Annotated in this window: 10 protein-coding genes; 8 read left to right on the forward strand and 2 right to left on the reverse strand. The window is 75.6% G+C overall.

The genetic code is table 11. The features are described from left to right. Positions 1–686: 686 nt before the first annotated feature. Positions 687–1,469 carry a sugar phosphate isomerase/epimerase family protein gene (locus ACFVVL_RS20075; RefSeq protein ID WP_387676993.1) on the reverse strand — a complete coding sequence of 261 codons (783 nt, stop codon included), beginning with the start codon at positions 1,467–1,469 and terminating at the stop codon, positions 687–689. 627 nt (positions 1,470–2,096) lie between these two features. Next, on the reverse strand, positions 2,097–4,028 hold the full coding sequence (locus tag ACFVVL_RS20080) for a DUF2264 domain-containing protein (RefSeq protein ID WP_387676996.1): 1,932 nt from the start codon (positions 4,026–4,028) through the stop codon (positions 2,097–2,099). Between the two features lie 326 nt (positions 4,029–4,354). On the opposite strand from ACFVVL_RS20080, the gene ACFVVL_RS20085 reads away from it, so the two are divergent. The 8 genes from ACFVVL_RS20085 (at position 4,355) to ACFVVL_RS20120 (ending at position 13,066) form a co-directional block, all read left to right on the forward strand. Beyond that, positions 4,355–5,707, forward strand: a complete 1,353-nt coding sequence (locus ACFVVL_RS20085) for an ABC transporter substrate-binding protein (protein WP_380289034.1) — start codon at positions 4,355–4,357, stop codon at positions 5,705–5,707. After that, positions 5,704–6,651 (forward strand): carbohydrate ABC transporter permease, encoded by a 948-nt coding sequence (locus ACFVVL_RS20090; protein ID WP_387677000.1) that lies wholly within the window; start codon positions 5,704–5,706, stop codon positions 6,649–6,651. The genes ACFVVL_RS20085 and ACFVVL_RS20090 overlap by 4 nt, the downstream gene beginning before the upstream one ends. After that, positions 6,648–7,553: a carbohydrate ABC transporter permease gene (locus tag ACFVVL_RS20095; protein WP_380289030.1), complete on the forward strand. Its 906-nt coding sequence runs from the start codon at positions 6,648–6,650 to the stop codon at positions 7,551–7,553. Before ACFVVL_RS20090 ends, ACFVVL_RS20095 begins: the two co-directional genes overlap by 4 nt. Before the next feature lie 104 nt (positions 7,554–7,657). After that, the gene (locus tag ACFVVL_RS20100) at positions 7,658–8,638 is read left to right on the forward strand and encodes a hydroxyacid dehydrogenase (RefSeq protein ID WP_387677195.1); all 981 of its coding nucleotides are present in this window, start codon (positions 7,658–7,660) and stop codon (positions 8,636–8,638) included. Positions 8,639–8,736: 98 nt separating this feature from the next. Further along, positions 8,737–9,888 (forward strand): Gfo/Idh/MocA family protein, encoded by a 1,152-nt coding sequence (locus ACFVVL_RS20105; protein ID WP_387677003.1) that lies wholly within the window; start codon positions 8,737–8,739, stop codon positions 9,886–9,888. 99 nt (positions 9,889–9,987) lie between these two features. Next, positions 9,988–11,136 carry a dihydrodipicolinate synthase family protein gene (locus ACFVVL_RS20110; RefSeq protein WP_387677006.1) on the forward strand — a complete coding sequence of 383 codons (1,149 nt, stop codon included), beginning with the start codon at positions 9,988–9,990 and terminating at the stop codon, positions 11,134–11,136. After that, positions 11,133–11,987 carry a sugar phosphate isomerase/epimerase family protein gene (locus ACFVVL_RS20115; protein ID WP_380289024.1) on the forward strand — a complete coding sequence of 285 codons (855 nt, stop codon included), beginning with the start codon at positions 11,133–11,135 and terminating at the stop codon, positions 11,985–11,987. The genes ACFVVL_RS20110 and ACFVVL_RS20115 overlap by 4 nt, the downstream gene beginning before the upstream one ends. Next, entirely contained in the window at positions 11,984–13,066 is a 1,083-nt protein-coding gene (locus ACFVVL_RS20120) for a glycerate kinase (RefSeq protein ID WP_387677009.1), read from the forward strand. Before ACFVVL_RS20115 ends, ACFVVL_RS20120 begins: the two co-directional genes overlap by 4 nt. Positions 13,067–13,612 lie beyond the last annotated feature (546 nt).

Raw genomic sequence — 13,612 nt, forward strand, 5'->3', positions numbered from 1 at the left:
CCCGCCTCAGCCCGGCAGCAGGGCGGACAGATGCCGCGCCCCCGGCCCCAGCCGCGGACCGAGAGGCACGAGTCGGCCACGGGCCGGGGAACGCGGGGGCCCGCTCGGCGCGGCTGTCCCCCCCGGCGCCAAGGCGGCCGACCACCCGCTCACCGAGCGACGGTGCCCCGCGACCGGAACGGCGGGCCGCAGAAGCCGCAGCCCGACGATCCGGAGAACCGGAGAACCGGAGGGTCCGCTCGTCGTGGCCCTCCCGCGACCGGCCGGAACGGTGGCCGGCCCCGGCACCGCCCACCTCAGCCCGGCAGCAGCACGGACAGGTGCCGCACCCCCGGCCCCAGCCGCGGACCGAGAGGCACGAGTCGGCCACGGGCCGGGGAACGCGGGGGCCCGCTCGGCGCGGCTGTCCCCCCCCCCGGCGCCAAAGCGGCCGACCACCCGCTCACCACGCGGCGGTGCCCCGCAACCGGAACGGCAGCGACCCGGCGCTCCGCCCGCCTCAACCCGGCAACCGCCGCGAACCGAGAGACGCGGCAACCGGATGCCACGAAGCCTCGCACCCACACACCACCCGGGCCCCGGGCCGCAGCAGCCGCAGGCACGACGAGCCGGAAAACGCGAGGGCCCACTCGGCGTGGCCCTCCCACAACCGGGCGGAACACGGCCCGAACCCGGCTCCGCCCACCTCAGCCCGGCAACAGCGCGGACAGGTGCCGCGCGCCCGGCCCCAGCTGCGGGGCGAGGGGCGCGGCATCCGGGTGCCAGGGGGCCTCGTACTCCCAGGCCACCCAGGCCCCGTGCGGCAGCAGGCGCAGGCAGTCGGTGATCGGCAGGATGCCCGCGCCGAGCGGCAGCGGGGTGAGGTCGTCCGCCGAGGCGACGTCCTTGACCTGCACGTATCCCAGGTGGGGGCCGAGCGCCCGGTGGGTCTGCTCGGGGGTCTCGCCGGCCAGCCAGGTGTGCAGCAGGTCCCAGAGCGCGCCGACCGCCGGGTGGTCCACCCGGCGCAGCAGGGGCGCCAGCGCGGCGCCGGCCCGGTGGGAGTCGTGGGTCTCCACCAGGATCCGCACGCCGAGGGCCGCCGCCTGCGGGGCCGCCGCGCGCAGCCTACGGACCGCGCGCCGGTCGGCCTCGGCCGCCGGGCCGGGGCCGCCGTGGGGGAAGACCCGCAGGTGGCGGCAGCCGAGGTCGGCGGCCAGCCGCAGATGGGCGGTCAGCGCGGCGAGCACCGGTGTGTCCGGGCCGGGGGCGGCGACGCCGACGTAGGAGGCGAGGGTCAGCGGGAGCAGGCCCGCGCGGGACAGCAGCCGGGCGGTGTGCCGGCGCTCGTCCGCGTCCAGGCCGAGGCGGACCGGCTGGTCGTCGGCGCAGCGCAGTTCGAGGCCGTGCCAGCCGTGCTCGGCGGCGAGGGCGGCGGCACGGTCGAGCGGCAGGTCGGGCAGACCGAGGGTGGCGAGGGCGAGAGGCACGGCGGTTCAGTCCTGTTCAGCGGGGCGGACGGCGGCCACGCCCGCCCCCGGCCGCTCCTGCGGGCGCACGGCAGCGTCGAAGGCGCACGGGCGGGCGGCAGCCCGGGCGGGCCACGGATCGAGCGGGGCACCGGCGGAACGGACGGTCAGGACGGCGGCCCCGCCCTCCTCCGCAGGGTGGTCCGTCAGCACGACGACCGCCCCGATCCCGCTCGTCAGCCCGGGCCCGCGCAGGTAAGGGCGTCGACGAGAACGGGCGGGCGGCCGGCAGCACGGACGCGTGGCGGTCCCGGCGGGGCCGAGGGGCACGGCGGCCCCGCCCTCCTCCGCAGGGTGGCCCGTCAGCACGACGACCGCCCCGATCCCGCTCGTCAGCCCGGGCCCGCGCGGGTGAGGGCGTCGACGAGGACGGGCGGGTGGCCGGCAGCACGGACGCGTGGCGGTCCCGGCGGGGCCGAGGGGCACGGCGGCCCCGCCCTCCTCCGCAGGATGGTCCGTCAGCACGACGACCGCCCCGATCCCGCTCGTCGGCCCGGGCCTGCGCGGGTGAGGGCGTCGACGAGGACGGGCGGGTGGGCGGCGGCACGGGCGCGTGGTGGTCCGGGTGGGGCCGAGGGGCACGGCGGTTCAGTCCTCTTCGGCGGCGAGGACGGTGACCTCGCCCGGCGCCAGCCGGATCCGCAGAGCCGGGGCGCCGATGGGCCGGACGGTCAGCAGGACGGCCGTCGGATCCCCGTCGTCGGTCCGGGCCTCCAGGGTGAGGGCGTCCGCGAGGGCGGACGGGTGCCCGGCGGCGGTGAGCCGGGCGGCGCAGGCGAACAGGGCGGGGCCGGTGGCGGGCAGGTCGCCGGTGAGCCGGGGCAGCGCCGCCTCGGGACCGAAGGCGGTGCCGCCGGGGACCGGTGCGCTGTCGGCGGCGGTGAAGCCGTGCAGGGCGTGCAGTTCGGAGACGAGCCGCCCGTCGGCCCGGACGCCTGCCGCGAGGTGCCGCTCGGTGCGGGTGCCCGCGACGGCCCAGCCGGTCTGGGTGACCGGGGTGCCGGCCGGCCCGCCCGTGACCAGGTGGGCACGGAGCTCCTCGGCGCCGTGCGCGAGGGTGAGCGAGGTGACGGTGACGCCGGGCACCTCGCGGCCGCCGACCCGCGGGTGCCAGCGGGAGGCGGCCCAGCCGGGGCCGGTGCCGAGCGGGTGGACGCGGCCGCGTTCGGTGGGTCCGTCGCCGGTCAGCAGGGCGAGGTGGTTGTCGGCGGGGCCCTCGAAGGACGGCCCGGTGGCGGTGGAGTGGGCGAGCCGCGCGTACTGCGGGTCGTCGGGGCCCACGGCGTCCGCGGGCTGGTCGTCGCTGCCGTGGTTGTGCAGCCGGACCAGGCCGTCGGCGGCGGTGGACTGCACCAGCCAGCCCGGCCCGGGCAGGGCGAGCACGGTGTCGCGCTCCTCGGCGGGGGCCGGGCCCTCGGGCGCGGTCCACACCGGGTGGCCGGGCGGGAGCAGCAGGCCGAGGAAGGCGCTGCCGGCCCAGTACGGGGAGGCGGGGCCGGAGTAGACCTGGACGAGCCGCAGGTCGGGTCCGTGCCAGCCGAGGGTGAGCAGGCCCCGGTCGTCGACGGCGCCGCGGTCCAGGAAGTGGCGCAGCGCGCCGGAGGCGAGCCGGCGGGTGGTGCCGGGGGCGAGCGGGGTGTGGCCGGTGAGGGCCCCGGCCCAGAGCGGGGCGGTGGCGGCGAAGCGGTAGGTGAGCGAGCGGCCCTGGTGGACGGGCGCGCCGTCGGCGCCGAAGGTGTGGGCGTAGCCGGCCAGGTGGGCGGCGAGGCGTTCGCCGTACTCGGCCCGCAGGGCCCGGTCGTCGGCGAGGTGGGCGTGCAGGACGGGGTAGAGGTGCAGGGCCCAGCCGTTGTAGTGGTCGAAGGCGCGGGGGCGGCCGTCGGTGTACCAGCCGTCGCCGAGGTACCAGCGGTCGATGTGCTCCAGCCCGCGGCGGACCGCCGCGCGGGCCTCGGGTTCGGCGATGCCGGCCTCGGCGAGGAAACCGCCGACGGACAGCGGGAAGAGCCACCAGTTGTTGTCGTTGGGCACCCGGTGCAGGGCGTCGGTGAGCCAGCGGCCGACCCGGTCGCGCACGGGTCCGGGCAGCCGGTCCCAGAGCCAGGGGCGGGTCAGGCGCAGGGCGAAGGCGATGGAGGCGGCCTCGACCATGGCCTGGCCGCGGTCGGTGATCAGCGGCCAGGACTCGCGGTCGCCGTCGGCGAGGTCGCGCTCGGCGGTGGGGGTGCGGGTGCCCGCGTCGAGTCCGGCGGCGTAGTGCGCCAGCAGGCCGTGCGGGTCGGCGCCGCCCGCGCCGGCCACCCGCAGGGCGGCGGGCAGGAAGGTGCGGGCGAAGCCCTCCAGGCCGTCGGAGCGGCGCCCGGAGCGGCTGGGGCGGGGGCCGGGCAGGTCGATCAGCGCGCCGCCGGGGCTCGCGTGGGGGCGCACCGCGGTCAGCAGGGCGTCGGCGACCGCCTCCCAGTGCTCCCTGGTCCAGCCGGTGTGCGGGCTGAGGTCGCGGTCCTCCGGGGGCAGGCGCATGAGGTCCTCCGTGATGGGGTGGTCAGCCGGAATCTAGGCAGCACCTGATCATTCGTCAAGCTGAGGCGATCAAATGGACGGCTTGATCGGATTGTGATGTTGCCCCAGCATCGGCCCAATGCCCCGATTTTTCGGCATTCCTGAAGGTCGCGAAGGCCCTCCGGGGAGCCGTCACGGCCGATCAGGTCAGATCATTTGATCCAAATCTCTTGACTCCGATCGCCGACCTGCTCAGGATGACAGCCAATCGCCCCCACCCCTCTGCGGGTCCCGGTCGGAGCCGACCGTCCAGGGGCCCGCGCACCCTCGCCGTAAGGAGCCCACCCATGCGCTCGACCCCCCTCTCCCGGCGCAGAGCCCTCCGCGTCGCCGCCGCGGCCACCTCGGCCGCGCTCTGTGTCACCCTGCTCGCGGCCTGCGGCAGCAGCGGGGACGGGGCCGGGGCCGCCGCCGCGGACGACGGCAAGCCGGTCAGCCTGACCTTCTGGGGCTGGGCGAAGGGCACCAAGGACGTGGTCGCCGCGTTCAACGCGAGCCACCCGGACATCCAGGTCACCTTCGAGGAGATCCCGGCGGGCGCCGCCGGCGGTTACGCCAAGCTCTCCAACGCGGTCAAGGCCGGCAACGCCCCCGACGTCTTCAACGTCGAGTACCCGCAGCTGCCGGACTTCGTCAGCCAGGGCGCCGTCCAGGACATCAGCAAGCTCGTCGGCGCCGACCTCAAGGCCAAGTACCTGCCGCAGGCCGTCGAGCTCACCTCGCTCGGCGGGCGCACCTGGGCCCTGCCGCTGGACGCCTCGCCCCAGGTCTTCTACTACCGCAAGGACCTCTTCGCCAAGGCCGGCATCACCGTGCCCCGCACCTGGGACGAGTTCCGCACCGCGGCGCAGCAGCTGAAGGCCGCCCAGCCGGACACCCGGATCGCCACCTTCTTCCCCGACGACCCGACCACCTTCGAGGCGATGGCCTGGCAGAACGGCGCCCACTGGTTCACCGCCGCCGACGAGGCCTGGAAGAGCGAGCTGACCGGCCCGGAGACCCGCAAGGTCTCCGAGTACTGGCAGAAGCTGGCCGACGAGGACCTCGTGCGCGTCATGCCGTCCTTCAGCCAGCAGTGGACCGCGTCCCTGCAGAAGGGCGAGACGGCCGGCTACCTCGGCGCCACCTGGGGCGGCGGCGTCCTGAAGGCCAACGTCGGCACCGCCCCCGCGGGCGACGGCGCCTGGGCGGCCGCGCCGATGCCCAGCTGGGACGGCACCCCCGCCAGCGGCATGCTCGGCGGCACCACCTTCGCCGTGTCCAAGGACAGCAAGAAGGCCAAGGCCGCCGTCGAGTTCGCCACCTGGGCGACCACCACCGCCGACGGCTTCAAGGCCCGGATCTCCTCCGGCACCTCCTCCGCCTACCCGGCCGCCACCGAGCTGGTGCCGGTCGCCAAGCAGGCCTTCAACACCGACTTCTACGGCGGCCAGGACCTCTACGCCCTGTACGCGGACGCCGCCAAGTCGATCAAGCCGGGCTGGACCTGGGGCCCGGCGATGGGCCTCACCAACGGCTCGCTGAAGGACTCCTTCGGCAAGGTCGCCGACCGGAGCGGCACCATCGACCAGGCGCTCGACACCGCGCAGCAGGCCACCCTCGCCGAGCTCAAGAACCGCGGACTGAAGGTCGCCCAGTGACCACCGGCACCCATCCCGGCCGTACCGCCCGCGCCGCCGCCGGCCGGCGGCGGCGCGGGCGGTACGGGGCACCGGCCGTGCTGCTCGCCCCGTTCCTCGTGCTCTTCACCGCGTGCACGCTGATCCCGATCGGCTACGCGATCAAGCTCAGCCTGTTCACCGAACGCCGCGACGGCCTCGGCTTCGGCGACGCCGAGACGGTCTTCACCGGGCTCGGCAACTACACCCGGGCCCTCGGCGACGAGGCGTTCCGCGGCGGGTTCGTGACCGCCGCGCAGTACTGCCTGATCTACATCCCGCTGATGACCGGCCTGGCGCTGGTCCTGGCGCTGCTGCTGGACTCCACGCTGGCCCGCGCCCGGCGCTTCTTCCAGCTGACGCTGTTCATCCCGCACGCCGTGCCCGGCATCATCGCCGCCCTGCTGTGGATGTACCTCTACACCCCGGGCATCAGCCCGGTGCTGGACGCGCTGGAGAGCCTCGGGACGCAGCCCGACCCGCTCGGCCACCCGCTGCCCGCCGTCGTCAACATGGCGCTGTGGCAGTGGACCGGCTACAACCTGGTCATCTTCTTCGCCGCCCTGCAGGCGATCGACCGCTCGGTGCTGGAGGCGGCCGTCGTCGACGGCGCCGGGCCGCTGCGCACCGCGCTGAGCATCAAGGTGCCGCTGATCCGGCCGTCGATCGCCATGGTCGGCCTGTTCACCGTGATCGGCTCGCTCCAGCTGTTCACCGAGCCGATGATCCTCTACGGCACCTCGCCGGGCGTCACCTCCTCCTGGACCCCGAACATGTACGCCTACACGGCCGCCTTCGAGCGCCACGACTACGGCCTCGCCGCCTCCGCCTCGGTGCTGCTGGCGCTCGCCGCGGCGGGACTCTCCTTCGCCGTCACCCGGCTCACCCGGGGCCGCTCCGAACGCCGGCGGGAGGCCGACGCATGACCACCACCGCCACCCGCCCCAGCAGCGCCCCGCCCACCCGGCCGGAGCGCTCCGGCCGGCCGCGCCGCCCCTGGACGCTCTCCAAGGTCGCCGTGAACGGCACCCTGCTGCTGGCCACCTTCTACACCCTGTGGCCGCTCGGCTGGCTGCTCACCGCCTCCGCCAAGAACACCGCCGACCTGCTCGGCGGCAACTCCCTGGGCGCCGACAACTTCCAGCTCGGGCAGAACCTGAGCGACCTGGCCTCCACCGGCGACGGCATCTACTTCCGCTGGTACCTCAACTCGCTGCTGTACGCCGGGATCGGTTCGCTGCTGTGCGCGCTGGTGTGCGTCGCGGCCGGCTACGCCTTCCACGTCTACCGCTTCCCCGGCAAGGAGAAGCTGTTCGGCCTGGTGCTGCTGGGCGTGCTGGTGCCCACCACGGCGCTCGCCCTGCCGATGTACCTGCTGGCCTCCGAGCTCGGCATCGTCAACACCTTCTGGGCCGTGTTCATCCCCTCCCTGGTGAACCCGTTCGGCGTGTACCTGGCCCGGGTGTTCTGCGCCGGCTACGTGCCGAACGAGGTCCTGGAGGCCGCCCGGATGGACGGCGCCGGGGAGCTGCGGACCTTCTGGTCGATCGGGCTGCGGATGGTGATGCCGGGCTTCGTCACCGTGCTGCTGTTCCAGTTCACCGCGATCTGGAACAACTTCTTCCTGCCGCTGGTGATGCTCTCCGACAACCGGCTCTTCCCGGTCAGCCTCGGCCTGTTCAGCTGGAACGCCCAGACCAAGGCCTTCCCCGAGTACTACCCGCTGGTCATCACCGGCTCGCTGCTCGCCGTCGTGCCGCTCGTGCTCGCGTTCGTGCTGCTCCAGCGGCACTGGAAGGCCGGTCTGACCGCGGGGAGCGTCAAGTGACCCCCGCTCCCGGCCCCGCCGCCACCGAACCCGCCCCTTCGCCCGACCGGGAGACCACCGTGCCCGACAGCCGGCCAGCCTGCCGTCCCCGCGCCGTCCTCGCCATGCACCGCGAGCTCGCCGGCCGCCTGATCGACCCGCACACCATGGCCCGGCTCACCGCGCTGGCCGACCTCGACCCGGCGCTCGTCCTGGACGACTTCAGCACCCCCGGGGCCCGCGCGGCGCTCGCCGACGCCGAGGTGATCGTCTCCAGCTGGGGCTGCCCGCCGATCGACGAGGAGGTGCTGGCCGCCGCGCCGCGGCTGACCGCCGTCATCCACGCGGCCGGCTCGGTCAAGCACCATGTCACCGACGCCTGCTGGCGCCGCGGTCTGCAGGTCACCTCGGCGGCCTGGGCCAACGCCCTGCCGGTCGCCGAGTACACCGTCGCCGTCGTGCTGCTCGCCAACAAGCGGCTGCTGCCGATCCGCGAGGAGTACCGGCGCCGCCGCGCGCCGTACGACTGGCAGCTGGCCTACGCCACGGCGGGCAACTACCGGCGCACCGTGGGCATCGTCGGCGCCTCCCGGATCGGCCGGCGGGTGCTGGAGCTGCTGCGCCCGCACGACCTCGACCTGCTGCTGCACGACCCCTACGTCGACCCCGCCGAGGCCGCCCGGCTCGGTGCGCGCGCCGTCGGGCTGGACGAACTGTGCGCCGCCTCCGACGTGGTGAGCGTGCACGCCCCCGAGCTCCCGGAGACCCGGCACATGATCGACGGCCGCCGGCTCGCGCTGATGCGCGACGGCGCCACCCTGGTCAACACCTCCCGCGGCTCCCTGGTCGACCAGCAGGCGCTGGTGCGCGAGACGGCCTCCGGGCGGCTGGACGCCGTCATCGACGTCACCGAGCCCGAGGTGCTGCCCGCCGACTCCCCGCTCTACGACCTGCCGAACGTCGTGCTCACCCCCCATGTCGCCGGCTCCCTCGGCGGCGAACTGCACCGGATGGCCGCCGCCGCCGCGGACGAACTCGCCCGCTACACCGCCGGGCAGCCGTTCGCCCACCCCGTCCTCGCCGAGGACGTCGACCGCACCGCGTGAGCCCCGGCGCGCGCCCCTGGGCCGCGCGCCCGCGCAGCGCCTCGCACCACCCCCGCACCACGCGCTCCCCCGCACCAGCAACGAATCGGAGAACCCCCATGTCCCGCAGGGTGATCGGCATCGTCATGAACGGCGTCACCGGCCGGATGGGCTACCGCCAGCACCTGGTCCGCTCCATCCTGGCCATCCGCGACCAGGGCGGCCTGCCGCTCGGCAACGGCGAGACGCTGTGGCCCGAGCCCATCCTGGTCGGCCGCAGCGCCGACAAGCTCAAGGACCTCGCCGACCGGCACGGCCTCACCCACTGGACCACCTCGCTCGACGAGGCCCTCGCCCACCCGCTCGCCGAGGTCTACTTCGACGCCCAGGTCACCCCCGCCCGGGAGGCCGCGCTGCGCACCGCGATCGCCGCCGGCAAGCACATCTACACCGAGAAGCCCACCGCCGAGTCGCTGGAGGCCGCGCTCGACCTCGCCCGCCTGGCCCGCGACGCCGGGGTGTGCAACGGCGCCGTGCAGGACAAGCTCTTCCTCCCCGGCCTGCGCAAGCTCAAGCGGCTGGTGGACGGCGGGTTCTTCGGCCGGATCCTCTCGGTGCGCGGCGAGTTCGGCTACTGGGTCTTCGAGGGCGACTGGCAGCAGGCCCAGCGGCCGTCCTGGAACTACCGCGCCGAGGACGGCGGCGGCATGGTCCTCGACATGTTCCCGCACTGGCGCTACGTGCTGGACGGCATCATCGCCCCGGTGCGCTCGGTGTACGCGCACACCGCCACCCACATCCCCGAGCGCACCGACGAGCGCGGGCAGGTCTACCCGGCCACCGCCGACGACGCCGCGTACGGCGTGTTCGAGCTGGAGGGCGGCATCACCGCCCAGATCAACTCCTCCTGGGCGGTGCGGGTGGACCGCGACGAGCTGGTGGAGTTCCAGGTGGACGGCACCGAGGGCAGCGCCGTCGCCGGGCTGCGCGAGTGCCGCTTCCAGCACCGTGCGGCCACCCCCAAGCCGGTCTGGAACCCGGACCTGCCGGCGACCGAGCCGTTCCGCGCGCAGTGGCAGCGGGTGCCGGACAACGAGGATTTCGACAACGGTTTCAAGGCGCAGTGGGAGCTGTTCCTGCGCCACGTGACCACCGGATCCCCGTACCACTGGGACCTCCTGGAGGGTGCCAAGGGCGTGCAGCTCGCCGAGCTCGGTCTGCGCTCCGCCCGCGAGGGACGCCGGCTGGACGTCCCCGAGCTGTCCCTGTGACGGCCCGCCGGCCACACCCTGGCCGGCCACCATGCACCCGGCCGCCGGGGAACCGCCCGCCCCGCAGCCGCCCGCCGACGAGACGATTGCGCTGACACCATGACCGAGATCGACCTGCCCGGCCACGGCCGGATCCGGCTGCGCGAGCCCGCCGCCCTGCCCGCCTCGACCGCCGCCGCCCGCTCGCGGACGGCCTTCGCCGCCGCCCACGTGGTCGCCGACCCGCTGGGCGACAACGCCCCCGGCGCCCCGGCCGCCGTCGACTGGGACGCCACCCTCGCCTTCCGCCACCACCTGTGGTCGCTGGGCCTCGGCGTCGCCGACGCGATGGACACCGCCCAGCGCGGCATGGGTCTGGACTGGCCGGCCACCCGCGAGCTGATCACCCGCTCCGGCGCCGCGGCCCGCGCCTGCGGCGGCCTGCTGGCCTGCGGCGTCGGCACCGACCAGCTCGCCCCCGGCCCCCACCCGCTGGACGCCGTCCGGGCCGCCTACCAGGAGCAGCTGGCCGTGGTCCAGGAGGCCGGCGCCCGGCCGATCCTGATGGCCAGCCGCGCCCTGGCCGCCGCCGCCCGCGGCCCGGAGGACTACCTGGAGGTCTACGGCGAGCTGATCGCCGCCTCCGAGCAGCCGGTACTGCTGCACTGGCTCGGCGAGATGTTCGACCCCGCGCTCGCCGGCTACTGGGGCTCCGCCGACCTCGACGCGGCCGCCGCCACCGTGCTGGAGCTGATCGGCGCGCACGCCGACCGGGTCGAGGGCATCAAGGTCTCCCTGCTGGACGCCGGCCGGGAGATCGCCCTGCGCCGCACCCTGCCGGCCGGGGTGCGGATGTACACCGGCGACGACTTCCACTACCCCGAGCTGATCCGCGGCGACGAACTCGGCCACAGCCACGCCCTGCTGGGCGTCTTCGACCCGATCGCGGCCACCGCCGCGGCGGCGCTGCGGGCGCTGGACGAGGGCGACCTCGACCGCTACGAGGAGCTGTTCGCGCCGACCGTGCCGCTGGCCCGGCACCTGTTCGCCGCGCCGACCTTCCACTACAAGACCGGGGTGGTCTTCCTCGCCTGGCTGGCGGGTCACCAGGACCACTTCACCATGGTGGGCGGTGCGCAGAGCGGGCGCTCGGTGCCCCACCTGGTGGAGCTGTTCCGGCTGGCGGACGCCGCCGGGGTCCTCCCCGACCCGGACCTCGCGGCCGCCCGGATGCGCCGGCTGCTCGCGGTCGCGGGGGTGACGGCATGAGCGGCGCCACCGCGGTGAACGGCCTGGAGAGGCTGTCGCTCAACCAGATCACCACCCGGGGCTGGAGCCTCCCGGAGGCGGTGCGGGGCTGCGTGGACGCCGGCATCCCGGCCATCGGGCTCTGGCGCGACAAGGTCGCCGAGACCGGACTCGCCCGTTCCGCGAAGCTCTGCCGGGACGCCGGACTCGCCGTCAGCAGCCTGTGCCGGGGCGGCTTCCTCACCGCCGCCGGGCCCGAGGAGCGCCGGGCCGCGCTCGCCGACAACCTCCGGGCGATCGAGGAGGCCGCCGAACTCGGCACCGACACCCTGGTGCTGGTCGTCGGCGGCCTGCCGGCCGGCAGCCGCGACCTGGTCGGCGCCCGGGCCGCCGTCGCCGACCTGCTGGGCGAACTCGCGCCGCACGCAGGCGACTTCGGTGTACGGCTGGCGATCGAGCCGCTGCACCCGATGTTCTGCGCCGACCGGGCGGTGGTCTCCACCCTGGGCCAGGCGCTCGACCTCGCCGCCCCGCACCCGGCCCGGCAGGTGGGCGTCGTCGTGGACAGCTACCACGTCTGGTGGGACCCGGCGCTGCCCGAGCAGATCGCCCGGGCCGGGCGGGAGGAGCGGATCGCCTCCTACCAGGTGTGCGACTGGACCCTGCCGCTGCCCGCCGACGCCCTGCTCGGCCGCGGTCACGTCGGCGACGGCCACATCGACTTCCGCGCCCTCACCGACCTGGTCACCGCCGCCGGGTACCGGGGCTGGATCGAGGTCGAGATCTTCAACCAGGAGATCTGGGACACCCCGGGCGAGCTGACGCTGCGCACCCTGATCGAGCGGCACCTCGCCCATCTGGCCCGGCCGTGAGGGTCATCCTCGCGCCGGACTCCTTCAAGGGCACCGTCGCCGCTCGGGACGCCGCCCTGGCCCTGGCCGCCGGCTGGCGCTCGGTGCGGCCGGACGACGACCTGCTGATCCGTCCGATGGCCGACGGCGGGGAGGGCACCCTCGACGCGCTCGCGGCGGCCCTCCCCGGTGCAGCCGTGCACCCGGTGCCCGGCTGCACCGGCCCCGACGGACGGCCGGTCGCCGGACGCTACGCGCTGCTGCCGGACGGCACCGCACTGGTCGAACTCGCCGACACCGGCGGCCTGCCGCTGCTCGGCGGGGCCCTCGCCCCGCTCACCGCCGGCACCCGCGGCACCGGCGAGACCATCGCCGCCGCGCTGGACGCCGGGGCGCGGCGGGTGACCGTCGCGCTCGGCGGCTCGGCGTCCACCGACGGCGGCGCCGGGCTGCTGGCCGCCCTCGGCCTGCGGCTGCTGGACGACACCGGCGCCCTCCTCCCGGACGGCGGCGGCGCCCTCACCCGGGCCCACCGGCTCGACCGGAGCGCCCTGCGCCCCGCGCCGCCGGGCGGTGTCCGGCTGCTGGCCGACGTCACCAACCCGCTGCTCGGCCCCACCGGAGCGGCCGCGGTCTACGGGCCGCAGAAGGGCGCCGACCCGGCCCTCGTGGCCGTCCTGGAGGCGGGGCTGCGCCGCTTCGCCGACCTGCTCGGGGGCGACCCGGCGCTGCCCGGCGCGGGCGCGGCCGGCGGCACCGCGTACGGCCTGATGACCGCCTGGGACGCCCGGGTGGTCCCCGGCGCGGCGGCGGTGGCCGAACTGACCGGGCTCGACCGGGCCCTCGCCGGAGCCGACCTGGTGATCACCGGCGAGGGCCGCTTCGACGCCACCAGCCTGCTCGGCAAGGCCGTCGGCGAGGTCCTCGCCCGCGCCGGGCGGGCCGGCGTCCCCGCCCGGGTCGTCGCCGGCGAGGCCACCGGCCCCGGCGCGCTCACCCTCACGGAGCTGTCCGGCGATCCGGCCGACGCCCGTGCCCGGGCCGCCCACTGGCTCACCGCCGCCGGCGCCCGCCTGGCCCGCACCTGCGCCGCGGGCTGAGCCGGCCCCGCGCCGGACGGCCGAGGCGCTCGCGAGGTTTGTCCAGTCCCTCGCCGTGCCCGGCCGTCCGGACGCCGCGCCCGGCCTTTTCAAGACGATCTCCCGCACCTTTGTCGCCGCAGGTCACCGCGCGGGCATTCGCCGCCGGGCCACCGCCACCGGTGGCCGTCCGGTGGATCCAACGTCAAATTTCGAGTGCACGTTTCACATATCCCCCTCTTTGGAGCTCCCGGATGCTCTAGATTGACTGCACTGCTCACCGCCGGACACCAGCGACACCGTCATGATCCACTGGTCCGGCACCGGGGACGGCTGACAGGCGCGTCCCCGGCGGCAGTATGGGGGAGATCATTCACCGGAGCCCGAACGCGGGGCTCCGGCCGCAAGGGGGCGACCCGCCGGCAGTTTCCCGTGCACTCGGGGCTCCGGCCGGGGCGAACCCGCCGACGCTCGGCGGGATGTTCAACAAGCGCTGCGAGAGCGGTATTTGGCGTGCGCGGGAGTGGGGACTCCCGCCGGCAGGAACAGCGCGGCACGACGGGAGGG

This window comes from Kitasatospora sp. NPDC058115, from assembly GCF_042884635.1.
GTDB lineage: Bacteria > Actinomycetota > Actinomycetes > Streptomycetales > Streptomycetaceae > Kitasatospora.